Annotated in this window: 21 protein-coding genes; 9 read left to right on the plus strand and 12 right to left on the minus strand. The window is 62.5% G+C overall.

The window, feature by feature from the left end:
* The first annotated feature begins 11 nt into the window (after positions 1-11).
* The 5 genes from GU3_RS14560 (at position 12) to GU3_RS14580 (ending at position 4,549) form a co-directional block, all read left to right on the plus strand.
* The gene (locus GU3_RS14560; protein ID WP_014293292.1) at positions 12-941 is read left to right on the plus strand and encodes a LysR family transcriptional regulator; all 930 of its coding nucleotides are present in this window, start codon (positions 12-14) and stop codon (positions 939-941) included.
* 266 nt (positions 942-1,207) lie between these two features.
* Positions 1,208-2,215 carry a TRAP transporter substrate-binding protein DctP gene (gene dctP, locus GU3_RS14565; RefSeq protein WP_014293293.1) on the plus strand — a complete coding sequence of 336 codons (1,008 nt, stop codon included), beginning with the start codon at positions 1,208-1,210 and terminating at the stop codon, positions 2,213-2,215.
* 55 nt (positions 2,216-2,270) lie between these two features.
* Positions 2,271-2,804, plus strand: coding sequence for a TRAP transporter small permease subunit (locus tag GU3_RS14570; protein WP_014293294.1), 534 nt, complete (start codon positions 2,271-2,273; stop codon positions 2,802-2,804).
* Complete coding sequence (locus GU3_RS14575; protein ID WP_014293295.1) at positions 2,801-4,120, plus strand: TRAP transporter large permease subunit; 1,320 nt, start codon at positions 2,801-2,803, stop codon at positions 4,118-4,120. Before GU3_RS14570 ends, GU3_RS14575 begins: the two co-directional genes overlap by 4 nt.
* Positions 4,121-4,126: 6 nt before the next feature.
* Complete coding sequence (locus GU3_RS14580) at positions 4,127-4,549, plus strand: universal stress protein (RefSeq protein ID WP_014293296.1); 423 nt, start codon at positions 4,127-4,129, stop codon at positions 4,547-4,549.
* 181 nt (positions 4,550-4,730) lie between these two features.
* On the opposite strand, the gene GU3_RS14585 is transcribed toward GU3_RS14580, so the two are convergent.
* Positions 4,731-5,987, minus strand: a complete 1,257-nt coding sequence (locus GU3_RS14585) for a purine/pyrimidine permease (protein WP_237711152.1) — start codon at positions 5,985-5,987, stop codon at positions 4,731-4,733.
* A 210-nt stretch (positions 5,988-6,197) separates the two neighbouring features.
* On the minus strand, positions 6,198-6,626 hold the full coding sequence (gene zntR / locus GU3_RS14590) for a Zn(2+)-responsive transcriptional regulator (RefSeq protein ID WP_014293298.1): 429 nt from the start codon (positions 6,624-6,626) through the stop codon (positions 6,198-6,200).
* A gap of 197 nt (positions 6,627-6,823) precedes the next feature.
* On the opposite strand from zntR, the gene purH reads away from it, so the two are divergent.
* Complete coding sequence (purH, locus tag GU3_RS14595) at positions 6,824-8,407, plus strand: bifunctional phosphoribosylaminoimidazolecarboxamide formyltransferase/IMP cyclohydrolase (RefSeq protein WP_014293299.1); 1,584 nt, start codon at positions 6,824-6,826, stop codon at positions 8,405-8,407.
* A 22-nt stretch (positions 8,408-8,429) separates the two neighbouring features.
* The gene (gene purD, locus GU3_RS14600) at positions 8,430-9,713 is read left to right on the plus strand and encodes a phosphoribosylamine--glycine ligase (protein ID WP_014293300.1); all 1,284 of its coding nucleotides are present in this window, start codon (positions 8,430-8,432) and stop codon (positions 9,711-9,713) included.
* 89 nt (positions 9,714-9,802) lie between these two features.
* On the opposite strand, the gene GU3_RS14605 is transcribed toward purD, so the two are convergent.
* The 4 genes from GU3_RS14605 to GU3_RS14620 all read right to left on the minus strand — a co-directional run bounded on the left by GU3_RS14605 (position 9,803) and on the right by GU3_RS14620 (position 12,075).
* Complete coding sequence (locus tag GU3_RS14605; protein WP_014293301.1) at positions 9,803-10,174, minus strand: sirohydrochlorin chelatase; 372 nt, start codon at positions 10,172-10,174, stop codon at positions 9,803-9,805.
* Between the two features lies 1 nt (position 10,175).
* Positions 10,176-10,598 carry a hypothetical protein gene (locus tag GU3_RS14610; protein WP_014293302.1) on the minus strand — a complete coding sequence of 141 codons (423 nt, stop codon included), beginning with the start codon at positions 10,596-10,598 and terminating at the stop codon, positions 10,176-10,178.
* A gap of 122 nt (positions 10,599-10,720) precedes the next feature.
* A complete protein-coding gene (gene hupA / locus GU3_RS14615; RefSeq protein ID WP_014293303.1) occupies positions 10,721-10,993 on the minus strand; it encodes a nucleoid-associated protein HU-alpha in 273 nt (90 codons plus the stop codon).
* 218 nt (positions 10,994-11,211) lie between these two features.
* Positions 11,212-12,075 (minus strand): NAD(P)-dependent oxidoreductase, encoded by an 864-nt coding sequence (locus GU3_RS14620; RefSeq protein WP_014293304.1) that lies wholly within the window; start codon positions 12,073-12,075, stop codon positions 11,212-11,214.
* Between the two features lie 158 nt (positions 12,076-12,233).
* Here GU3_RS14620 and GU3_RS14625 point away from each other — a divergent pair, with 158 nt between their 5' ends.
* Positions 12,234-14,204 (plus strand): TonB-dependent copper receptor, encoded by a 1,971-nt coding sequence (locus tag GU3_RS14625; protein WP_014293305.1) that lies wholly within the window; start codon positions 12,234-12,236, stop codon positions 14,202-14,204.
* Between the two features lie 24 nt (positions 14,205-14,228).
* Here the strand turns inward: GU3_RS14625 and GU3_RS14630 are convergent, their stop codons facing one another.
* Complete coding sequence (locus GU3_RS14630; RefSeq protein WP_014293306.1) at positions 14,229-15,119, minus strand: LysR family transcriptional regulator; 891 nt, start codon at positions 15,117-15,119, stop codon at positions 14,229-14,231.
* Between the two features lie 140 nt (positions 15,120-15,259).
* Between GU3_RS14630 and GU3_RS14635 the strand changes: the two genes are divergently transcribed.
* A complete protein-coding gene (locus GU3_RS14635) occupies positions 15,260-16,429 on the plus strand; it encodes an MFS transporter (RefSeq protein ID WP_256380375.1) in 1,170 nt (389 codons plus the stop codon).
* A 9-nt stretch (positions 16,430-16,438) separates the two neighbouring features.
* Here the strand turns inward: GU3_RS14635 and GU3_RS14640 are convergent, their stop codons facing one another.
* The 5 genes from GU3_RS14640 to GU3_RS14660 all read right to left on the minus strand — a co-directional run bounded on the left by GU3_RS14640 (position 16,439) and on the right by GU3_RS14660 (position 21,979).
* Entirely contained in the window at positions 16,439-17,242 is an 804-nt protein-coding gene (locus tag GU3_RS14640; protein ID WP_014293308.1) for a DUF1338 domain-containing protein, read from the minus strand.
* 19 nt (positions 17,243-17,261) lie between these two features.
* Positions 17,262-18,731 (minus strand): succinylglutamate-semialdehyde dehydrogenase, encoded by a 1,470-nt coding sequence (gene astD / locus GU3_RS14645; protein ID WP_014293309.1) that lies wholly within the window; start codon positions 18,729-18,731, stop codon positions 17,262-17,264.
* Positions 18,724-19,752 carry an arginine N-succinyltransferase gene (gene astA, locus GU3_RS14650; RefSeq protein WP_014293310.1) on the minus strand — a complete coding sequence of 343 codons (1,029 nt, stop codon included), beginning with the start codon at positions 19,750-19,752 and terminating at the stop codon, positions 18,724-18,726. Before astA ends, astD begins: the two co-directional genes overlap by 8 nt.
* Positions 19,753-19,817: 65 nt before the next feature.
* Positions 19,818-21,032 carry an aspartate aminotransferase family protein gene (locus tag GU3_RS14655; RefSeq protein ID WP_014293311.1) on the minus strand — a complete coding sequence of 405 codons (1,215 nt, stop codon included), beginning with the start codon at positions 21,030-21,032 and terminating at the stop codon, positions 19,818-19,820.
* A 365-nt stretch (positions 21,033-21,397) separates the two neighbouring features.
* Positions 21,398-21,979 carry an aminodeoxychorismate/anthranilate synthase component II gene (locus GU3_RS14660; RefSeq protein WP_014293312.1) on the minus strand — a complete coding sequence of 194 codons (582 nt, stop codon included), beginning with the start codon at positions 21,977-21,979 and terminating at the stop codon, positions 21,398-21,400.
* Positions 21,980-22,050: the final 71 nt, after the last annotated feature.

Genomic DNA, 22,050 nt, shown 5'->3' on the forward strand with positions numbered 1-22,050 from the left:
CAGTTCAAACTATGAGCCAGACCAACCGGCCCGTGCTGGGCCAGATCGGTGACTATGAAATCCGCCTGCTGAAGCTGTTCAAGACGGTGGTGGAATGCGGCGGCTTTTCGGCGGCGGAGACCGAGCTGAACATCAGCCGCTCTACCATCAGCGTACACATGGCCAACCTAGAAAGCCGGCTCAAGCTCAAACTGTGCCGCCGGGGCCGCTCGGGCTTTTCCCTCACTGACGACGGCGAGGTGATTTACGAATCGACCAAGCGGCTGTTCAGCCGGCTGGAAGAGTTCCGCTACACGGTGAACGAGCTGCACGAGCAGCTCAGCGGCGAGCTTAAAATCGTGTCCAGTGACAGCATCTGGCTGGAAGACGAGTTTTCCATGGTGGAGGTGTTCGCCGCCCTGGGCGAACAGGCGCCGGATGTGAACGTGAGCGTGGACGTGGCCTACATGGGCGAGATCGAGCGCCGCGTGCTAAGCGACGACGCCGACATCGGCTTTATTCACTACCACCGGGATCTGGAAGGGCTGGATTACCATCATCTCTATCAGGTGCGCTGTTTTCTGTATTGCAGCGATCGCCACCCGCTGTTTGCCGAGCAGGACGACGCCGTGATTGCCGAACGGCTGCCCGAGTTCAAGCTCATTCACCCGGGCATTCACACCAACCCGGAAACCAGCGCCCAGCATGCGGGCCTGCAGCTGGCCGGGCGCGCCTACCACTACGAGCCCCGGGCCGCGCTGATCCTCTCGGGCCAGTACATCGGCTTTTTGCCCGAAAGCTACGCCCGGCGCTGGGTGGACGGCGGCCGCCTGCGGCCCCTGCTGCCCCGCCAGAAAACCCACCTGCTGGGCATTTCCGCCATCACCCGCAGCCACGGTCGCCAGAGCCGGTTGCGCCAGCTGTTCCTGCAGCTGCTGAAAGAACAGCTGACCCGTTCCTGAGCCTTTGGCCGGCAGCCTGCCGGCCATAACAATATGATCACACTCACAGTTCCCGCCACAAATTCTGCTGCATCAATACTCAAATACGGTGCTAACCACTGTATACATAAGGGTTTTCCGCTTTTTGTTTGAGTGTCATCAAACCTAAGTTGAATTCCCGTGAATTTAACCGGACGTTAACCTGACGCAGACTGCTCACCGCTAACACACCCGCTTCGGGCCTGGCCCGACGCCAATGGAACGTGATAACACAAGGGACTAACCACATGAACACACTCTGGAGCTCTGCCCGCACCAAGATTGCCGCTTCCCTGATTGCCGTGGCCGGCATGGGGGCCACCATGGAAGCCATGGCCGCCGACGTGACCTGGCGCTTTACCAACCTCTACTCCCGCGGCACCGCCTTTGGCGACGTTTATCAGTCTTTTGCCGACAAGATTGAAGCCGACTCCAACGGCCGCATGAAGATCAACATGCTCTACGCCGGCGAAGGCGTCGACACCAAAGGCATCATCAGCGCCACCAAGTCCGGCTTGCTGGACATGGCCGCGCCCTTCCAGCCCATGCACGCCGGTGAAATTCCCTTCGGCGTGGTGGAAGTGGGCCTGCCCGGCTCCGACGGCAGCCTGGAAGAGCTGAACCAGCTGTTTCACGAAAAGGGCTGGAGTGAGGTGCTGACCGAAGCCTATGACCGTCACAATCTGGTGTGGCTGGATCCCTACTTTCAGCCCGGCGTCTACGTCATCACCAAGAAAAAAATCGAGTCCATTGACGACTTCAAGGGCCTGAAAATCCGTGCCCCCGGCGCCTATGGCCGCTTCTTCCGTGAACTGGGCGCCTCACCGGTCAACCTGGCCTGGGGGGAAACCTACACCAGTCTGGCCACCGGCGTGATTGACGGCACCATCGGCTCCAACCTGATCGACCACCGCGACGGCAACTTCGCCGAAGTGGCCAAGTTCATGTACCCGTTGCCGGTGTCCAGCGCCCAGGCCCTGCCGGTACTGGTCAACAAGAACGCCTGGAGCAAGCTGCCGGACGATCTGAAGGACGTGGTGCGCAACGCCGCCAAATGGCATGCCCAACAGCAGGCCGAGAAATCCGCCCTGTGGGAGAAGGAAGCCGTGGCCGACATGGAACAGCTGGGCATGACCTGGAGCCCCGCCGCTTCCGAGGCCGATCAAGCCAAATGGCGTGACGCCGCCGAAGCGGTATGGGCCCACTACGGCCAGACCGACAAGTACAGCGCCCGCCTGGTAGAACTGCTGAAGTAAGCCTTATCACTGCCCCGCACCGCGGGGCAGTCTGCCTGACTCACCCGGATTGATGATGAAAACACTGCTTAGTATCTGGTGCAAGGCCACCGGCTGGCTGGTGTCGGCCACCAGTCATACCATTTCCCTGGCGCTGCCGCTGCTGGCGGGCACCGTCGCCTTTGAGGTGTTCTCCCGCTACGTGCTCGACCGCCCTACCCTCTGGGCCTATGACGTTTCCCTGTTTCTGTTCGGCTACATCGGTGCCCTGTGCGGCGCCCACGCCCAGCTGAAAAAATCCCACATCAACGTCGACATCGTTTATCTGGCGGTGTCTCAGCGCTGGAAAAACGCCTTTGACCTGCTGGCCAACACCCTGGGTGGCTTTTTCCTGCTGGTGATCGCCACCAAAAGCTGGGAAAAGGCGGTGGAAGCCCTGGAATTCGGCTATACCCGCCAGTCGGAATGGGCGCCTTCCATTTCCCATTTCTGGATCATGGTGACCGCCGCGGCCGTGCTGTTTCTGCTGCAGCTCTCCGCCGACATGATCAAGGACGCCTGGCAACTGGTGACCGGCGAACCGCTGCTGAGCGAGGAAGAACAACAATGAGTATTGAACTGATCACCGGCCTGCTGCTGCTGGGCGTGCTGGTGTCCTTTATCATGGGTGCCCAGGTGGGCCTGGCGCTGGGCGGCGTGGCCATGCTGCTGGGCTACGCCACCTGGGGCGACGGCATTTTCAATATCGTGCCCACCACCATTGAAAGCACCCTGTTCAGCTTTGTGCTGCTGGCCATTCCCCTCTACATCTATATGGGTCAGTTGCTGACCCGCTCCGGTATTGGCGATGCCATGTTCAAGGCGAGCCAGCTGGTGATTGGCCGCATTCGGGGATCCCTGGCCATCAGCGTGATCGGCGTCTGCTCGATGATCGGCGCCATGGTCGGCATTATCGGGGCCGGCATCATGACCTCGGGCAGCATTGCCCTGCGCCCCATGCTGGAGCGCGGCTACGACAAAAAGCTGGCCCTGGGCGTGATCATGGCCGGCGGTGGCCTCGGCATTCTCATTCCGCCCAGCATTCCCATGATACTGTTCAGCTCCACCACCCAGAATTCGGTGGGCAAGATGTTTATCGGGGCCCTGGTGCCGGCGCTGATCTCCATCACCGTGCTGGTGCTGTATGTGGTGATCTCCTGCCGGCTGAACCCGGAACGGGCCCCCCTGGGCCACGCCCTGGACACCGTCCCCCAGAACCGGCGGGAGAAGCTGATTACCCTGCGCGACGGCTTTATGGCCCTGGGGCTTATCGTGCTGGTGCTGGGCAGCATCATCAGCGGCATTGCCACCCCCACCGAGTCCGGCGCCATCGGCGTGGTCGGCGCCCTGCTGTTGGCCATCATTTACAAACGCTTCAAGCTCAACATGATGAAACGCTCCGGCGCCGAAACCGCGCTGCTGGTGAGCGTGGCCATCTGGATCGTGCTGGGCGCCTCGGTATTCAGCAACTTTCACCTGCTGATGGGGGTACAGGGCATGGTGGCCGACTTTGCCGCCGGCCTGGATCTGCCGCCCATCGTCATCATCATCATGATGCAGGTGGTGATGCTGCTGCTCGGCTTTATCATCGACGAGATGATCATCGTGCTGATCTGCGCGCCCCTGTTCACCCCCATCGCGGTGAGCCTGGGCTATGACCCCATCTGGTTCGGCATTCTGATGATTCTGAATATCGAGATCGCGGTGCAGACCCCGCCCTACGGCTTTGCGCTGTTCTACCTCAAGGGCATCGCCCCTCCCGGGGTCACCATGATGGATATTTACAAGTCCATTCTGCCCTTTGTCATGCTCAAGCTGGGCGTGCTTGTCCTGTGCATGCTGGTGCCGGAAATCGTGACCTGGCTGCCCAATAAACTGATGGGGTAACGACTCATGTTCAAGGAAATACTGCTGCCGCTCGACTTTGAGCACCAGGATCTGTACGCCCAGGTGGTGGAGTCGGCCCTGCGGCTGTGCCACCCCGAAGGCCGCATTCACCTGCTGTACGTGAACCCGTCCCGGGTACATCACGCCGCCGCGCCCTTCTACTCGGAAGAGTTGCTGAAAAAGCAGGATCAGGCCATTCGCGACCGGCTGGAGGAGTTTATGCAGCATCATATTCCCGCCGAGCACCGCGGCCGGCTGGAAACCCGCCACGGCGTGGTGTACGACACCATACTGGCCCGGGCCAAAAAGCTGGCAGTGAATCTGATCATCATGCCCGCTTCCCGCCCGGGAGCCGAGACCTACCTGCTGGGCTCCAACTCGTCCAAGGTGGTGCGCCACGCCGACTGCGCCGTGCTGGTGGTGCGGTAAAAGGCTGGGGACTGGGGACTGGGGACTGGGGACTGGAATTCTGTAGGCCCCGGTTTATCCGGGGCAACACATCCCTGTCTTTGTCATTCCGGGCTAGACCCGGAATCCATTCTGCAGCCGGCAGAGTTGCTGGCCCTGGACTCCGGCCTTCGCCGGAGTGACAGCTTTTTGTCGCCCTTGATTAATGCCCTTTCACTTTCGGCCAGAGCTGCTCCATGGCCAATGCCAGCAGGGTGCCGGTCAGCAGGCCGTTGCCCAGCAGGTATTGCGCCATGCTGGGGAAATGCCGGTACAGGCCGGCAGGCAGGAACATGCAGCCCACCCCCAGTAACAACGCCACGCCCACTATGGTGCTGGCGCGGTTGTCCATGCCGTGTTTGGTAATCAGCTGAAACGCCAGGCTGACCAGCTTGATAAAGGTGGCCAGCAGCGCCGCGTTGGCCACCGGCGCCGGCAACAGCGACAACACCCCCACCGCACTCGGAAACAACGACACCAGGGCCAGCAGGGTACAGGCCAGAATAAAGGGCGCGCGTCGGTCTTCCCCGCTCAGCTGAATAAAGCCGGCCGTTACCGGCAACGGCACCACGGCAATGGTGGCAAAACTGCCGGCCAGACCGTGGCTGATGCCCGACGCCCAGCTGCTGCGGTTGATCACGGCGTGATCGTCACGCTGGCGTTCACGCACCACTGCCGAGACCGCGGTCACCGCCGCTATCTGGTTGGAAAACAGCAGCAGGGAAAACAGCACCGCCACCACCAGCATGCCCGCATCCAGCCGGGGCAGGCCCCAGGCGAACAGCTCGGGCAACGCCAGCCCGGCGCCTTCGGTTGGGGTTGCCGGCGACAGCTCAAACAGCCAGAACGCCGCCCAGCCCAGCACGATGCCCACCAGCACCGCATAGGTGCGCAGCAGGTTGTGGCGGCTGAAGGAGCACAGCAGCACCCCAAGGAACACCAGCAGGCCAATCAGCAGCACCGGCAGGCTCATGGTGCCGGTACGCGGATCCGTCACCATGCCGCGCACGAACACCCCGGCCAGCTGAATGACCAGCAGCAGAATAAAGCAGCCGGTGACCAGCGGCGTGAACAGAAACAGCAGCCGGTGCACCTGGCGTGCCAGCCCCAGCACCAGCATGATAAGCCCCGCCACCAGCACGCCGCCGGAGAGCAGCCGCAGGGTGTCGAAGCTATCAAACCCCTGCTCACGGCCGATGTAGGCCATCACCACAAACACGATGGCCCAGGAGCCGGCGGGACCGTCGGCGATAGGATAACGGTGCCCCAGCCAGGCCTGCAGCCCGGAGCTCAGGCCCACCACCAGCAGGGTGCGCTGCACCAGGCCCGCCACCTCGGCACTGTCCAGACCAAAGGCCTGCCCCAGCACGATGGGCAGCGCCAGGGCGTTGGCCAGCAAAAACACAAACCACTGAGTCACGCTCAGTCCCCACCCCAGGTGGTGTCGCATTAAAAATCTCCCGTGTTGAAAAATGAAGAAAACGCCGTAGCTGCCGCTTCAGCCGGCAGGGCGTGCAACGCACGCCTTTAACTCAGATGTCTGCATCATTGCGCCGGCTAAAGCGGCGCCTACCATTTCTGCAGGCAAAGCAAAGACAGGCCGCAAGCTGCGGCCCTTTTCAGGGGGACATTAACGGGCGTTATTGTCGGTATTCTCCAGCCGGCCGTCCAGGGCTTCCAGAATGGAGCAGTGCTCGGCGCTTTCCTGACCGCCGCAGCAGGCGTCGGACAGCTGGCGCAGCGAGCGGCGAAACTGCTCCAGCTCGCGAATGCGCTCTTCCACGTCGGCCAGCTTGGTGTCGGCCACCGCCTTCACCTCCCGGCAGGTCACCTGGCAACTGCTGATGCGCAGGGCCAGCAGCTCTTCAATGTCTTTCAGGGAAAAGCCCACCTTCTTGCTGCGCAGAATAAAATGCAGGCGTTTCTTGTCGTCTTCGCTGTATTGCCGGTAACCGGTGGGCGTGCGCAGACTGGGCACCAGCAGCCCTTCCTTTTCATAAAAACGCAGGGTATCGGTCTTGATGCCAAAGGCCTTGGCCAGCTCGCCGATGCGATACATTTACTTCTCCTTGCGGACGGTATTAATTAGACGTAAAACCTCTCGACACCAAACCAAATAGTCCGGCAGAAGGCGGCAAAAACGGGTAGAATATGCCGCCTCCGTTCTGGCGTACCAGGCGGTTTGGTAAAGCCGGTGGTGTCCTTTCGCCGATTTTACCAAACCCCCCGATGAATCGTTAAAGGAACGAGAACATAATGGAAACTGCCCGACCCATTCGCCGTGCTCTGCTGAGTGTGTCCGACAAACAAGGCATTGTGGAATTCGCCCAGGGGCTGCACGCCCGTGGCGTGGAGCTGCTGTCCACCGGCGGCACCGCCCGTCTGCTGGCGGAGCAAGGCCTGCCCGTGACCGAAGTATCCGACTATACCGGTTTTCCGGAAATGATGGACGGCCGCGTCAAGACACTGCACCCCAAGGTACACGGCGGCATTCTCGGTCGTCGCGGCCAGGACGACGCCATCATGGCCGAGCACGGCATTGCGCCCATCGACATGGTCGTGGTCAATCTCTATCCTTTTGCCAACACCGTGGCCAAGCCTGACTGCACGCTGGAAGACGCCATCGAGAACATCGACATCGGTGGCCCCACCATGGTGCGCGCCGCGGCCAAAAACCACAACGACGTGGCCATTGTGGTCAATGCCAGCGACTACGATCGCCTGCTGGCCGAGCTGGATGCCAACGGCAACAGCCTGACCCAGGCCACCCGCTTCGATCTAGCCATTGCCGCCTTTGAGCACACCGCCCAGTACGACGGCATGATCGCCAACTACTTCGGCACCATGGTACCGGCCTATCATGAGGCCGCCGAGGGCTCCAAGTTCCCGCGCACCGTCAACTACCAGTTCACCAAGAAGCAGGATCTGCGCTACGGCGAAAACAGCCACCAGAGCGCCGCCTTCTACGTGGAAAACAACGTGGATGAGGCGTCCGTGGCCACCGCCACCCAGTTGCAGGGCAAGGAGCTGTCCTACAACAACATCGCCGACACCGACGCGGCCCTTGAGTGCGTGAAAGAATTCGACGAGCCGGCCTGTGTCATCGTCAAGCACGCCAACCCCTGCGGCGTGGCCCTGGGCGAGAACCTGCTGGAAGCCTACGATCGCGCCTACCAGACCGATCCCACTTCCGCCTTTGGCGGCATCATCGCCTTTAACCGCGAGCTGGACGAAGCCACCGCCCGCGCCATTATCGAGCGCCAGTTTGTGGAAGTGATCATCGCCCCGTCCATCAGCGCCGAGGCAAAAGCCGCCGTGGCCGACAAGAAGAACGTGCGACTGCTGGAATGCGGTCAGTGGAGCAACCAGACCAAGGGGCTCGATATCAAGCGCGTGAACGGCGGCATTCTGGTGCAGGACCGGGATCAGGGCATGGTGGACATGGCCGACCTCAAGGTAGTTTCCAAGCGCCAGCCCACCGAGGAAGAGCTGAAAGACCTGCTGTTCTGCTGGAAGGTCGCCAAGTTCGTCAAGTCCAACGCCATCGTCTATGCCAAGGGCAGCCAGACCATCGGTGTGGGCGCCGGCCAGATGAGCCGCGTGTACTCTGCCAAAATTGCCGGCATCAAGGCCGCCGACGAAGGCCTGCAAGTGGAAGGTTCGGTGATGGCGTCCGACGCCTTCTTCCCCTTCCGTGACGGCATCGACGCCGCCGCCGCCGCCGGCATCAGCTGTGTGATCCAGCCCGGTGGCTCCATGCGCGACGAAGAAGTGATCCAGGCCGCCGACGAGCACGGCATGGCCATGGTGTTTACCGGCATGCGCCACTTCCGGCACTGATCGGCTAAACGAGGAAGCAACCATGAACGTATTGGTTATTGGCGGTGGCGGTCGTGAACACGCCCTGGCCTGGAAAGCCGCCCAGTCTCCCAAGGTGAGCCGGGTGTTTGTGGCGCCGGGCAACGCCGGCACCGAGCTGGAACCGGCCCTCACCAACGTGGCCATTGCCGCCACCGACATTCCGGCCCTGTTGGCCTTTGCCAAACAGGAGCAGGTTGAGCTGACCATCGTCGGCCCCGAGGCGCCCCTGGTGGCCGGTGTGGTGGATGCCTTTGAAGCGGAAGGCCTGGCCATTTTCGGCCCCACCGCCGGCGCCGCCCAGCTGGAAGGCTCCAAGGCCTTTACCAAGGACTTTCTGGCCCGCCACCGCATTCCTACCGCCGCCTACCAGAACTTCACCGAAGTGGAGCCGGCATTGGAATACCTCCGTCAGCAGGGTGCCCCCATCGTGATCAAGGCCGACGGCCTGGCAGCGGGCAAGGGCGTGATCGTGGCCATGACCCTGACCGAAGCCGAAGACGCGGTACGCGACATGCTGGCGGGTAACGCCTTTGGTGATGCTGGCAGCCGGGTGGTGATCGAGGAGTTTCTGGAAGGCGAAGAAGCCTCTTTCATCGTGATGGTAGACGGCGAGCACGTACTGCCCATGGCCACCAGCCAGGATCACAAGCGCGTAGGCGACCAGGATACCGGCCCCAACACCGGCGGTATGGGCGCCTACAGCCCGGCCCCCGTGGTGACGCCCGAAATCCATGAGCGCATCATGGAGCAGGTCATTATGCCCACGGTGCGCGGCATGGCGGAAGAAGGTCATGTGTATAAGGGCTTCCTCTACGCCGGCCTGATGATCGACCAGGCCGGTCAGCCCAAGGTGATCGAGTTCAACTGCCGCTTTGGCGATCCTGAAACCCAGCCCATTATGCTGCGGCTCAAGTCCGATCTGGTGGAACTTTGTCTGGCCGGCTGTAAAGGCGGGCTGGACAAGGTCACCGCCGAGTTCGACGAGCGCGCCGCCGTGGGCGTGGTGATGGCCGCCGGCGGCTACCCCGGCGCCTACCGCCAGGGGGACGCCATCACCGGCATTCCCGCCGAGACCGAGGGCGCCAAGGTGTTTCACGCCGGTACCCAGTTCAAAGGTGACGACGTGGTCACCGCCGGCGGCCGAGTGCTGTGCGCCACCGCCTTAGGGAGCACCGTCAGCCAGGCCCAGGCCAATGCCTATGAGCTGACTCGCCAGATTCAGTGGGACGGCGTCTTCTTCCGCAACGACATCGCCTGGCGGGCGATCGCGCGGGAGCAGCAATAAGCCGAGGCGACACGCCGAAAGCAAAACGGGGCCAAATTGGCCCCGTTTTTTACACCCTCCCCTTTTTAAGGGGAGGGTTGGGGTGGGGTTTAATCTTCATTCCCCTGCAATTGCGCTGCCAGCCAGTGCTCAAAACCGGGAATGGCGCCGAGATGGGGCAGTTGCGTGAGCTTCACCCCCGGATACTGGGCCTTTTTCTCCGCCAGCACCGAGGGCAGATCGTTCACCACGTGCTTGCCTTCCGCCAGAAAGTAGGGGAACAGGGTAATGTCCCGGGCACCGGCGGCCACCTGGGCGTCGATCACCTGGGCCAGGGACGGCTCGGCCAGCTCCCAGAAGCCATAGCCTACCAAATCAAAGCCGCCATTCATGGCGGCTGTCATGCGCTGGGCGAACCCGGCGATTTCCTCGTTGGCGGCCGCCCGTCGGCTGCCGTGGGCGACCAGAATAAAGCCTTTCATGCTACTCCTTGTTGATACACACGTCCGGCGGCTGGGCCGCCAGCACATCGACGCAAAAGTCCCAGCAGGCAATGCGGTAATGCTGAATGTCCTCGTCCAAGTGGGCCCCCTGGGTTTCCTGATGAAACCAGGTAAGAAAACGGGACGGGGTGATCAGCTGGATCTGGCTGTCGATGTCGCCATCGTCTTCCTCGAACAGCTCGGGCACGTCGGCCCCTTCCAGCACGCGATAACCATAGAGATGGCCAAAACTGAGCCAGTAAACAATGTGCGGCGGGGTGTCCATGTCGGACGGCACCCCCATGGCCAGCTCCAGGCAGCCACTCCAGACATCCTGATGCAGCTCGGTGAGCATCAGCCCCGGGGTCAGTCCGCGGGCGCCGGCCCACGGTACGGCGACCTGACGAATTGCGTTCACTTCCATAACAGCCTCCCTGGTTCGGGACAGGACCTGCTTCAGTTATAACAACCGAATGATCGCCGGGGCAAGCACAGTGTTAAAAAAACCCGGCCTGGGCCGGGTTTGCTGTGTCCTGATGTCGCGTCTTAGTTGACCGCGTCTTTCAGCGCCTTGCCGGCCACGAAGGCGGGCACGTTTGCCGCTGCAATCTGGATTTCCTTGCCGGTTTGCGGGTTACGACCGGTACGGGCGGCGCGGTGGTTTACCTTGAAGGTGCCAAAACCCACCAGCTGAACAGGATCACCTTCTTTGAGGCTCTGAGTGATACCGTTGAGTACTTCTTCCAGGGCTGCCTTGGCCTGAGCCTTGCTCAAATCGGCCTTGGCGGCGATTGCATCGACAAGCTGAGTCTTGTTCATAGGGTATCCTTTCTCACTTGGCATTAAGCGGTTGCCCACTCTAGTCAAATTCGAGGCTCAAGCAAAGCCTTTGGCTTGAGGCCTGTTATCAAGTGCCGTTGTTTTGTGCGGAAACTGCGGAAAACATCACATAACCGCGGATAAACGCCTCGGGGGAGCCCGAAGCAGTGCTCAGCATAGCCGAGCGGCCCGGGCTCTGCCAAGGCCTGCGGGCCGGCTCAGGACTTAAGATCCCGAATCACCACGGTGGAGTCGCAGCGACCCATGCCCTGGGCCAGCAGGCGCTCGTAGACCTGGTGCACATGCTCGGTCAGGGGCAGTGTGAGCCCCTGCTGTGCCGCCTCGTCCAGGCAGATGCCCAGATCCTTGTGCATCCACTGGGCGGCAAAACCAAAGTCGAACCGGTCGTCGGCCATGGTCTGGGCCCGGTTCTGCAATTGCCAGCTCTGGGCGGCACCGCCGGCCAGCACCTCAATCAGGGTCGGAATATCGAGGCCGGCCTTCTGGGCGATCATCAGGCCTTCGGCAATGCCCTGTACCGCACCGATCACGCAGATCTGGTTCACCATCTTGCAACGCTGGCCGGCGCCCACCGGGCCCAGCCGGGTGACTTTCTTGCCGTAGGCCGCCAGCACCGGCGCCGCCTCGGCCACGTCCGCCTCACTGCCACCGATCATCACGGTGAGGGCGCCGTTTTCCGCGCCCAGCTGACCGCCGGACACCGGGGCGTCGATAAAGCGCACGCCCTGCTTGCCCGCCGCCTGCGCCAGCTCTTCGGCCAATTTGGCCGACGTGGTGGTGTGATCCACCAGCAGCGCCCCCGCCTGCATGCCCGCCAATACGCCGTCGTCACCGTACACCACGGAACGCACGTCGTCGTCGTTACCCACGCACAACATCACCATGTCGGCGCCTTGGGCCGACTCGGCCGGGGTGGCGCCGCTGGTGCCCCCAAAACGGGCCACCCAGTCCGCCGCCTTTTGCGGGTTGCGGTTATACACACAGACCTCATGACCTGCCTGCTGCAGGTGGCCGGCCATGGGAAAGCCCATCACGCCCAGTCCGATAAATGCCAGTTTCATGTTCAGGCTCCTTGGTGATTTGTAAACGGCGGCCATGATCCCATGCTCGTCTTTGAGTAACAAGATGGCCAGCCGCTGCGACAATATGCCGCATTGTTCTCAGCCGGTACCCACCTTACCCTGCGCGACACGTTTTTTCACAAACTCAGTACCATTCCGTGAAACATCATTCCGTCGTTACCCTGAGCCTGCCCCTGCTGGGCCTGGCCACCGCCCACGCCGCCGAGCAAGCGCCCCTGTACCCTGCCACCCCCATCACCATTACCGCCTCGGCGCTCAGTGCCCCCGGCGAGGTGCGCCTGGATCCGAGTGCGCCGGTGCAGCCCATTCCCGCCGCCGACGGGGCCGGCCTGCTGAAAACCGTGCCCGGCATCAGCATTACCCGCAAGGGCGGCATGGCCGGCGACCCGCTGCTGCGGGGGCTGGGGGGCTCGCGCCTGGCCATCACCAGCGACAACCAGTACGTGCTGGGCGGTTGCGCCCATCGCATGGATCCGCCCACCGCCTATCTGTTCCCCCGCTCTTTTGATGAAGTGGTGATCACCAAGGGGCCGCAAACCGTGACCCAGGGGCCCGGCCTGGTGGCCGGCTCGGTGCAGTTCAAGCGCCACCCGCGCTATTACCTTGACCCGGATTTCAGCCTGGACGGCGGCCTGACCACCGGCAGCGCCGACCGCGTCGACGCCTTTGCCAGTCTCGACGCCGGCAATTCACTGGGCTACACACGCCTGAATGCCAACCACAATGAGGCCGGCAACTACCGGGACGGCAGCGGCAACCGGGTCAACTCCGCCTACAACAAGGACAGCCAGAGCGTGCAACTGGGGCTGACCCCGAATGAACTCAGCCTGCTGGAGCTGTCCTATGATCGCAGCCGGGGCGAAGCCGCCTACGCCGACCGGGCCATGGACGGCAGCCAGTTTGATCGGGACGCCTGGGGCGTGAAGCTGGAACGCCAGGCCATTACCCCCTGGCTGGGCAAGGTACAGCTGCAATACGGCCACAGCCTGGTGGATCACGTGATGGACAACTACAGCCTGCGCCCATTGGAAGGCATGATGTACAAGGCCATGAACCCGGAGCGCACCACCAACACCGCCCGCCTGTTGGCGGAGCTGAACCTGGGGGCGCACCAGACTCAGGTGGGTGTGGACTGGCTGGAGGATGCCCACCGCTCGCGCATGGCCATGGGCATGAACCAGGCCGCCGCCGATGGGTATATCAACAAGCCCTGGAAAGACACGCAAACCTTTGAAAATATCGGCGTGTTTGTGGAAGACAACTGGCTGCTCAATGACCGGCAAACCCTGGTGAGCGGCCTGCGACTGGATCACACCGAGGCCCGTTACCACAACAACGCCGTGGCCGCCGCGCTGCAACAGCAGGAGTATGACCTGTATGCCGGCTTTGTGCGCCTGGAACACCGCCTGCAGAACTGGATCTGGTATGCGGGCTACGGCCAGGCCGAGCGGGCGCCAGATTTCTGGGAGCGGGACAAAAGCCAGACCGCCGCCCTGAACACCGAGACCAACCACCAGCTGGATACCGGCCTGCTCTATCGCAACGGCAACCTGAGCGGCTCGGTGTCGCTGTTTGCCGGCTACGTGGACGACTTTATTCTGGTGGACAACACCACCAGCCCCCAGGCCCGCAATGTGGATGCTCGCCGTGTTGGCGGCGAGGCCGAGGCAAGCTGGCGCTTTACCGATAACTGGACCCTGGCGTCCAATCTGTCCTACACCCACGGCCAGAACCTGAGCGACGATTTGCCCCTGGGCCAGACCCCGCCGCTGGAGCTGAACACCAGCCTTGGCTATGACAATGGCAGTCAGGAGCTGGCGCTTCTGATGCGCAACGTGGCCAGCCAGCACCGCTTTGCCGAAGGGCAGGGCAACATTATTGGCCAGGACACCGGGCCGTCCGCGGGCTTTACCGTGTTTTCCCTTAATGCCGGCTGGCAGGTCACGCCCACCGTCAAGCTGGCCGCCGGCGTCGACAACCTGCTCGACAAGGATTACAGCGAGTTTATTAACAAGCAGGAAAGCTACCCGCTTGGCGACAACCCGGTAACCGGCCGCATCGGCGAGCCCGGCCGCCAGTGGTGGGCCGAGCTGCAGTTCAGCCTCTGATCCGCCAAGCGGCCCCGGGGCCGCTCAGCCAAACTGGTGCAGCAGCCGGGCCATGTCCTGCCCGCCGCGGGCAAACTGCGGGCTTTCCCGAATGATCTTCGCCAGACGAGTGCTGGCCTCGTTGACCTGCTCGGCCAGAAAGAGGGTGGTGTCGGTTCTGGGCAAGGGCGGCAGGCCCTCTTCCACCACCATCAGCCCTTCTTCCAGGGTACTGCGGGGAATGACCCCCACACCGATCCCCGCCCTGACCGCCGCCAGTATTCCGGCCCGGCTCTGACTGGTAAAGGCAAGCCGGCAGGGTTTCTCCCACAGCTCCAGGGCCTGCAGGGCGGCGTCCCTGTGGTAGCAGCCTTCCACAAACACCGCCAATGGCAGGGGATCCCGCAAGTGAACCTGGTGCACCGGGGAGCGCACCCAGACCAGCTCATCACCACCGAGCCGCGTTCCGCCCTGGGCCCGCAGCGGCATTTCCACCAGGGCCAGATCCAGCTTTCCCTGCTGCACCAGCGACACCAGATGGTGGGGCCGGTGATCGCACTGCACCTCCAGCCGCACCTCGGGGTAATTGAGCACAAAGGTTTCCAGCAGGGGGGGCAGACTGCGGGTGGCGTACTGATCATGAGTGCCAAACCGGACCTTTCCGCCCACTTCGGCATTCAGGAACGAGCCCAGTATGCGATCATGCTGATTCAGCAGCAGCTGGGCATGGGAGCGGAGCAATTCTCCCGCCGGCGTTAGCCGCACGCCGTGTTGCCCGCGCTCCAGCAGATCGGTCGACACCAGGCCCTCCAGCCGGTTCAGCTGCATGCTGATGGTCGACGGCGCCCGGTGCAGGCGACCGGCAGCCACCGTCAGGTTGAGGGTTTCGGCCACCACCACAAAGGTGCGCAGCAGGGTAATGGGCAAGTCACGCATGATGAGTTTTCAACCTTGTTGAAGGCAGATATGAATATTCATCGATTTACCGAACGACGGCAAGCATTCAGGATATCCGGACGAGAGCGTCATCACGGGATCAGGGAGTGTTCAGGATGAGATTGGCCGTTATATTCGGAATGAATCAGGTAGTCAGCCATGGATTTGGCATGTTTCTGTTTGCGGCCCTGGTGCCGCTGATGCGTGAAGCCATCCAGCTCAGCCACTGGCACCTGGCCGCCATCGGGGCGCTCACCCAGCTGGCCTATCTCGCCGGCGCCATGCTGCTTGGGGTGCTGGGCCACCGCCTGAACACGGCACGGCTGGCGCTGACCACCGGCAGCCTCTCCACCGCCCTGCTGTTTACCATGGCGCACCTTGAGAACCCGTTGTTCATTATGCTGGCACTGACCTGCCTGGCCGCCAGCGCCGCCATCAGCTGGGGCACTCTGGTGGAGATCATCAGTCGTCATGTTCAGCCGGGCCAGCGCTCGACCTATCTCTCCACCGTCTCCAGCGGCACCGCCTGGGGTTATGGCCTGAATGGCCTGCTGATCCTGCTGGTAGTGCCCTCCCTGGGCTGGCAACAGGCCTGGCAACTGGCCGGGGCGACCGGTCTGCTGGTGGTGGCCCTGACCTGGCGCCTGCTGCGCAGCCTGCGGTCGCCTGCCGCCAGCACCACAGTGGCCGCCGAGCCGGCCATGCCCGCCACCAGGCTGCTGCTGACCATCGCTACCGAGCGAACCGCCTTTCTGGCATGCCTGATCTGCCTGCTGGCCGGCTTTACCACCATGCCCTTTTCCACCTGGCTCAATACTTACCTGGATCAGCTGGGGCTGCCCGCCAGCCTCGGCGGCTATACCTGGACCACGGTGGGGCTGACCGGCATGGTGGCCGGCCTGCTCACCGGCGGCCTGGCCGACCGTAAAGGCCACGGCGTGGCCCTGCTGATCATCTTCGGCGGTTTTGCGCTCGGCCAGCTGGCGTTTGCCTATGATCCGGCCCGGTTTGCCCTGGTGGCCGGCTTTGGCTACGGCCTGATGTATTTTCCCATGTGGGGCATAGTGGCCGGCTGGGTGGGCAGGCATTACTCTTCCACCGTCACCATGCAGATCAGCGGGCTTTGCATGGTGACCTTCGGCCTGGGCGGCACCCTGGGTAACCTGCTGGCGGGCTATCTGCGCACCGTCACCGGCTCACTGGACGCCGTGTTCATGACCCTGGCGGGGGCGGCGCTGTTGCTGGTGGGGCTGGGACTGTGGATATGGAGCAGCACGCCCGCCGTCAGCCCGCAGCCCGATCTGCCCTGAGCGGCCCCGTTACTGGTGCCCGATATCGGTACTTTCAAAGATTTTATCCGCCGAGGCCGCCACAAACCCGGTGTAAAGCTCACCGTCGGGCTTGGGATAACGCAGGGCAAACTCGTAAAAGCAGCTGGGCAGGGCCGCCTCGCCATCGGTAAAGTGCACCAGGGTGGTGTCGGCCAGGGTGGAGGACTGTTCCAGCAGCACCTCGGGTGAGCCCTTGATCTCGCCGCCGGCGTCGTTGAGCCGGAACCCCGCCTGCTTGAGGGCACTGTTCACCGCCTCCAGGCTGTCGTAATCCTTAAGGTGGTTCACACTCACGGTGAAGTGATTGGCGCGGTAGCCGTACACCGCCAGCCAGGCGGCGTACTCACTTTCCGCCAGCAGGGTCTTGTAATCCGCATGAGAGATTCGCCAGGGCGCGCCGGAGTAGAGAAAGTCCTTCCGCTCCGCCAGCGTGTCGTCCACCTGATCGATAAGCCCGGCCACGATGCGCTGCAATTCGGGCGAGCACTGCTCCAGCAGCAGCTCGCTGATAAAGACCTTGGGCGCGGTGGCATCCGGGTGCTCGTAGTGGCGGGCATAGAGCTTCTTGGCCTCAAAGTGGTACTCGCCCTTTTGCTCGTAGCCCAGCGCCAGAAAAGGGGCTGCCAGCTTCTCCAGCCCGAGTTTGGGGTGGTTAAAGGTACGAAAGGCCACATGATCGTTGACGATGGCCTCACCGCCCTTCAGCAGATCGTGAATTTTCAGCGCGCTGGGGGTCACGGTCAGGTAATGCTGCCAGAGGGCGTCGAACAGTTCCTGTACTGAAGTGTGCATGGCGGTCTCCTTGTGTTGCTTAAAAGCTCAGTCCCGGCGACAGGGTCGCGGGCATGACCAGATGGTCTCCTTCCACCGAAGCCACCGGGTAGGCACAGTAGTCGGCGGCATAGTAGGCGCTGGCCCTGTGGTTGCCGCTGTCGCCAATACCGCCAAAGGGCGCGGCGCTGGAGGCACCGGTGATGGGCCGGTTGCGGTTGACGATGCCGGCACGGATATGGCGATAGAAGTAGTCCCAGTCGGCTTCGCTGTCGGACAGCAGCCCCGCCGACAGGCCGTAGCGGGTGCGGTTGGCCAGGGTCAGCGCTTCGGGCAGGTCGTTGAAGCGGATCACCTGCAGCAAGGGACCGAAATATTCCTCGTCGGGCAGTTGGGCCACACCGGTGACATCAACAATGCCCGGCGACACCAGGCCGGTGCCCGGCTGCAGGTGTTTCAGCATCAGCAGCGACTGACCGCCAAAGGCCAGCAGATGAGCCTGGGCCGCCACCATGCCCCGGGCGGCGCGCTCGGAGATCATGGCGCCCATAAAGGGCTGGGGATCGGCGTCGTAGCGGCCCACGCGAATGGCCTTGCTGACCGCCACCAGCCGGGCCAGCAGCCGGTCGCCGGCCTCGCCCCTGGGCACCAGCAGACGGCGGGCGCAGGTACAACGCTGGCCGGAAGTGATAAAGGCCGACTGCACTATGGCGTGCACGGCGGCGTCTTCATCGGCCACCGTGGTCACCACCAGGGGGTTGTTGCCGCCCATCTCCAGCGCCAGGATCTTGCCCGGCTGGCCGGCGTACTGCTGATGCAACAGTTTGCCGGTGTTGGACGAGCCGGTGAAAAACAGGCCGTCAATGCCCTCGTGGGAGGCCAGTGCCTTGCCGGTATTCACTTCCCCCTGCACCAGGTTGAGCACGCCGGCGGGCAGCCCCGCCTCGGCCCACAGCCGCACCGTTTCCTGGGCCACCAGGGGGGTGAGCTCCGACGGCTTGAACACCACCGTATTGCCGGCGATCAGCGCCGGTACTATGTGGCCGTTGGGCAGGTGGCCGGGAAAATTGTAGGGGCCGAACACCGCCACCACCCCGTGGGGCTTGTGGCGCACAAAGGCGCGGGCGCCGGGCATGGGATTTTCCACGGTGCCGGTACGCTCAAAGTAAGCCTTTTCGGAAATCGTGGCCTTGCCGCTCATGGCGGCCACTTCGGTCAGTGCCTCCCACTCGGGTTTGCCGGTTTCCCGGGCGATCAGTTTCGCCAGCGGCGCCTTGTGCTGCTCCAGCAGGCCGGCAAAGGCCTTGATAACGGCCAGGCGTTCCTCTACCGGACGAAAGGCCCAGTCGGCACTGGCGGCCCGGGCCGCCGCCACGGCGGCGTCTACCTGGGCGGCATCGGCGGACGCTCCCTGCCAGACTACCTCGTTTTTGGCCGGGTCGAGGGAGTCAAACCGTTCGCCCGCGCCTGCCAGCCACTGACCATTGATGTATTGCACGGCCTCAGTCATTGCGTTTCATCTCCGCTACCCTGACGGTATCCCCGTCCTCTACCCCGAGCAGGCGTGCGACCTCGGCGGTCATTACCGCCTGCCCCTGTTGTTCGTTCACCGCCATCTCGCCCAGCAGGGCGCGAAATTCCGCAAAGCGGGTATTGCTGATCAGATAAAGCCCGGTCTGGACCGGATGGCCGACCTGCACCGTCAGCCGGCGGCTGTTGCGGACCGTCTGGATATGACGCACCTCGCACTCCACCGTGGGGCCCGCATCGAAAATGTCGACGTAGCCGCGCCAGCAAAAGCCTTCTTCTTCCAGCAAATGCAGGGCCGGGCGGGTCTTATCGTGGGTTTTACCGATCACCCCTCTCGCCTCTTTTGACAGCAGGCTGACGTAAATGGGGTATTTGGGCATGAGATCGGCGATAAACCCCTTCTGGCCGATGCCGGTAAGGTAGTCGACCGTGGGAAAGTCCATGGAGAAAAAGTGCTCCTGCAGCCAGCTCCAGAACGGACTGTTGCCCTTGTCATCGGACACCCCGCGCATCTCCGCCAGCACCCGCTGATCAAACAGCTCGGGAAATTCCGCCAGAAACAAAAACCGGCATTTCGACAGCAGCCGGCCGTTCAGGCCCTGGCGGGCGGGCTCGCGCAAAAACAGGGTGCACAATTCACTGACCCCGGTGTAATCGTTGGTGAGCGTCAGGGTTTGTACCACGTTATGAATGCCCAGCTTGCGGGAGCTGTGCACCTGCTTGCCCAGCAGGTAGGTATAGAAGGGAGACGACAGCCCCACCGCCGACTCCAGCGCCGTGGTGCCCAGCACCTCACCGGTTTCGCTGTCTTCGGCCACAAAAAAGTAAAGGCACTCGCCCTTGCCGCCGGCCCGGCTGGCAAAGGATGCCATCGAATGATCGATCTTGTTTTGCAGCAGCTCGTCGTTCACCGGCAGCGAGGTAAAACCATGGCCGGACTCGATGGCGATCTGCTTGAGAATGGCAAAATCACGCTGCTCTATGGGTCTTATCACCAGCATGCAGCACTCCTTATGATGATAGTGGCGGGGCACCCCCTGCCCCGCCGGTAATGGCGGTGGTCGCCTCAGCCGTTGACCACCCGGGCCACGGCGCGCTCAAAGCGGGCCAGGCCTTGCCGTACTTCTTCCTCGGAGATCACCAGCGAGGGCGCAAAACGCACCACGTTGGCGCCGGCGATCAGCACCATCAGGCCTTCTTCCGAGGCGGCCGCCAGAAAGTCCTTGGCCCGGCCCTGGAACTGCTCGTTCAGCACACAGCCCAGCAGCAGGCCCTTGCCGCGGATTTCCTGAAAACAGTGGTGTTGCTCATTAATCTTAGCCAGCGCTTCGCAGAACCAGCCTTCCCGCTCCTTGACGCCGGTCAGCACCTCGGGAGTATTGACGGTGTCAAAGGCGGCCTCGGCCACGGCGCAGGCCAGGGGATTGCCGCCGTAGGTGGAGCCGTGGGTACCCGGCTTGAGGGAGGCGGCAATGTCGGCACGGGTAAGCATGGCGCCGATGGGAAAACCGCCGCCCAGGGCCTTGGCACTGGTGAGAATATCAGGGGTCACCCCGGTTTCCATGTAGGCATAGAGGGCGCCGGTACGGCCCACGCCGGTCTGCACCTCGTCAAACACCAGCAGCGCCTGATGCTGGTCGCACAACGCGCGCACCGCCTTCACAAAGTCAGCGTCGGGGCTGATGATGCCGCCCTCGCCCTGCAGCGGCTCCATCACCACGGCACAGGTGCGGCTGGACATGATGGCCTTGAGCGCCTCGAGATCATTGTAGGGAACGTGATCGATATCGGCGGGTTTGGGGCCAAACCCCTCGGAATAAGCGGCCTGGCCACCCACGGTCACGGTAAAGAAGGTGCGGCCGTGAAAGCCCTGCTGAAAGGCGATGATCTGGGTTTTTTCGGGACCAAAGTGCTCAATGGCATAACGACGGGCCAGCTTGAGCGCCGCCTCGTTGGCCTCGGCGCCGGAGTTGCAGAAATACACCCGTTCGGCAAAGGTGGCGTCCACCAGTTTGCTGGCCAGGCGCAGGGCCGGCTCGTTGGTCCAGACATTACTCAGGTGCCAGAGTTTTTCGCCCTGCTCCTTGAGCGCGGAGACCAGGGCCGGATGGCAGTGGCCCAGGCAGTTGACCGCAATGCCGCCGGCAAAGTCGATAAACTCCTTTCCTTGCTGATCCCATACCCGGGCGCCCAGGCCCCGCACCGGAATGCTCTGGGCCGGGGCGTAATTGGGTACCATCACCTGATCAAACGTCTCGCGGGTAACAGCCATATCAGACATGCGTTCTTCCTCCGGTTACCGCAGCATGCTCTGCGATAAAAGTTAAATCCATGTAAAGATGCAAGCATTATTGCAAAGTGACCGCAACTTGTCGCTGTAAAAAGTTACAATTATGGTCATTTGTTTTGCAAGATAAAAAATTGTAGTCATTTATCTTGCATAAGCTCGCAAGGCGTCGAGCCCGGACCGGCAGCGCGCGCGTGCCGGCTGCATAAACAGGCATGAAAAAGAATTTTGCACCGGACTCACCGCCATTATTCCCGGTGGCGGCACGCCTGGCGAGCGAGAAAGTCTGATGGGGAAAACAAGAAAAACTTATAGTTGCAGGCCGGTGCCGACGGGCAAGACAGCGCCGGCCCCCGCCTTCACAGGAGATCCAGGTAGTTTTGCAGCAGCCGGTGGCCGCCTTCGGTCAGAATGCTTTCCGGATGAAACTGCACGCTGTGCACCGGCAGGGTACGGTGCTGCATGGCCATGATTTCGTCGCGTTCCCCCTGCGCCTGTTCGCTCCAGGCGGTCACCTCAAAGCAGGCGGGCAAGCTGTCGTCTTCCACCACCAGGGAGTGATAGCGGGTGACGGTGAGCGGATCGGGCAGGCTCGCAAACAGGCCGGTGCCGGTATGGCGAATGGCCGAGGTCTTGCCGTGCATCACTCGCCGGGCCCGGATCACCCGGCCGCCAAAAGCCTGGGCAATGGCCTGGTGCCCCAGGCACACACCGAGCAGCGGCACTTCACCGGCAAAGCGCTCGATGGCCGCCAGTGACACGCCGGCCTCGTTCGGGGTACAGGGGCCGGGGGAAATCACCAGCCCCGATGGGCGCAGGGCGGCAATCTCGTCCAGACCAATTTCGTCGTTGCGGCGCACCACCACCTCCTGCCCCAGCTCACCGAAATACTGCACCAGGTTCCAGGTAAAGGAGTCGTAGTTATCGATCATCAGCAGCATATTAAACTTATCTCTTTGATATTGAAGGCGCTAACCAGCAAAACACTGCCTTGATACCCGCTTGTCCGAGA

The organism is Oceanimonas sp. GK1 (assembly GCF_000243075.1).
Taxonomy (GTDB): Bacteria; Pseudomonadota; Gammaproteobacteria; order Enterobacterales; family Aeromonadaceae; genus Oceanimonas.

Excerpts from the sequence above, each read along its gene's own strand:
- GU3_RS14560 (WP_014293292.1), top strand. The coding sequence starts at position 12 with ATGAGCCAGACCAACCGGCCCGTGCTGGGCCAGATCGGTGACTATGAA.
- dctP (WP_014293293.1), top strand. The coding sequence starts at position 1,208 with ATGAACACACTCTGGAGCTCTGCCCGCACCAAGATTGCCGCTTCCCTG.
- GU3_RS14570 (WP_014293294.1), top strand. The coding sequence starts at position 2,271 with ATGAAAACACTGCTTAGTATCTGGTGCAAGGCCACCGGCTGGCTGGTG.
- GU3_RS14575 (WP_014293295.1), top strand. The coding sequence starts at position 2,801 with ATGAGTATTGAACTGATCACCGGCCTGCTGCTGCTGGGCGTGCTGGTG.
- GU3_RS14580 (WP_014293296.1), top strand. The coding sequence starts at position 4,127 with ATGTTCAAGGAAATACTGCTGCCGCTCGACTTTGAGCACCAGGATCTG.
- zntR (WP_014293298.1), bottom strand. The coding sequence starts at position 6,626 with ATGTATCGCATCGGCGAGCTGGCCAAGGCCTTTGGCATCAAGACCGAT.
- purH (WP_014293299.1), top strand. The coding sequence starts at position 6,824 with ATGGAAACTGCCCGACCCATTCGCCGTGCTCTGCTGAGTGTGTCCGAC.
- purD (WP_014293300.1), top strand. The coding sequence starts at position 8,430 with ATGAACGTATTGGTTATTGGCGGTGGCGGTCGTGAACACGCCCTGGCC.
- GU3_RS14605 (WP_014293301.1), bottom strand. The coding sequence starts at position 10,174 with ATGAAAGGCTTTATTCTGGTCGCCCACGGCAGCCGACGGGCGGCCGCC.
- GU3_RS14610 (WP_014293302.1), bottom strand. The coding sequence starts at position 10,598 with ATGGAAGTGAACGCAATTCGTCAGGTCGCCGTACCGTGGGCCGGCGCC.
- hupA (WP_014293303.1), bottom strand. The coding sequence starts at position 10,993 with ATGAACAAGACTCAGCTTGTCGATGCAATCGCCGCCAAGGCCGATTTG.
- GU3_RS14620 (WP_014293304.1), bottom strand. The coding sequence starts at position 12,075 with ATGAAACTGGCATTTATCGGACTGGGCGTGATGGGCTTTCCCATGGCC.
- GU3_RS14630 (WP_014293306.1), bottom strand. The coding sequence starts at position 15,119 with ATGCGTGACTTGCCCATTACCCTGCTGCGCACCTTTGTGGTGGTGGCC.
- GU3_RS14635 (WP_256380375.1), top strand. The coding sequence starts at position 15,260 with ATGAATCAGGTAGTCAGCCATGGATTTGGCATGTTTCTGTTTGCGGCC.
- GU3_RS14640 (WP_014293308.1), bottom strand. The coding sequence starts at position 17,242 with ATGCACACTTCAGTACAGGAACTGTTCGACGCCCTCTGGCAGCATTAC.
- astD (WP_014293309.1), bottom strand. The coding sequence starts at position 18,731 with ATGACTGAGGCCGTGCAATACATCAATGGTCAGTGGCTGGCAGGCGCG.
- astA (WP_014293310.1), bottom strand. The coding sequence starts at position 19,752 with ATGCTGGTGATAAGACCCATAGAGCAGCGTGATTTTGCCATTCTCAAG.
- GU3_RS14655 (WP_014293311.1), bottom strand. The coding sequence starts at position 21,032 with ATGTCTGATATGGCTGTTACCCGCGAGACGTTTGATCAGGTGATGGTA.
- GU3_RS14660 (WP_014293312.1), bottom strand. The coding sequence starts at position 21,979 with ATGCTGCTGATGATCGATAACTACGACTCCTTTACCTGGAACCTGGTG.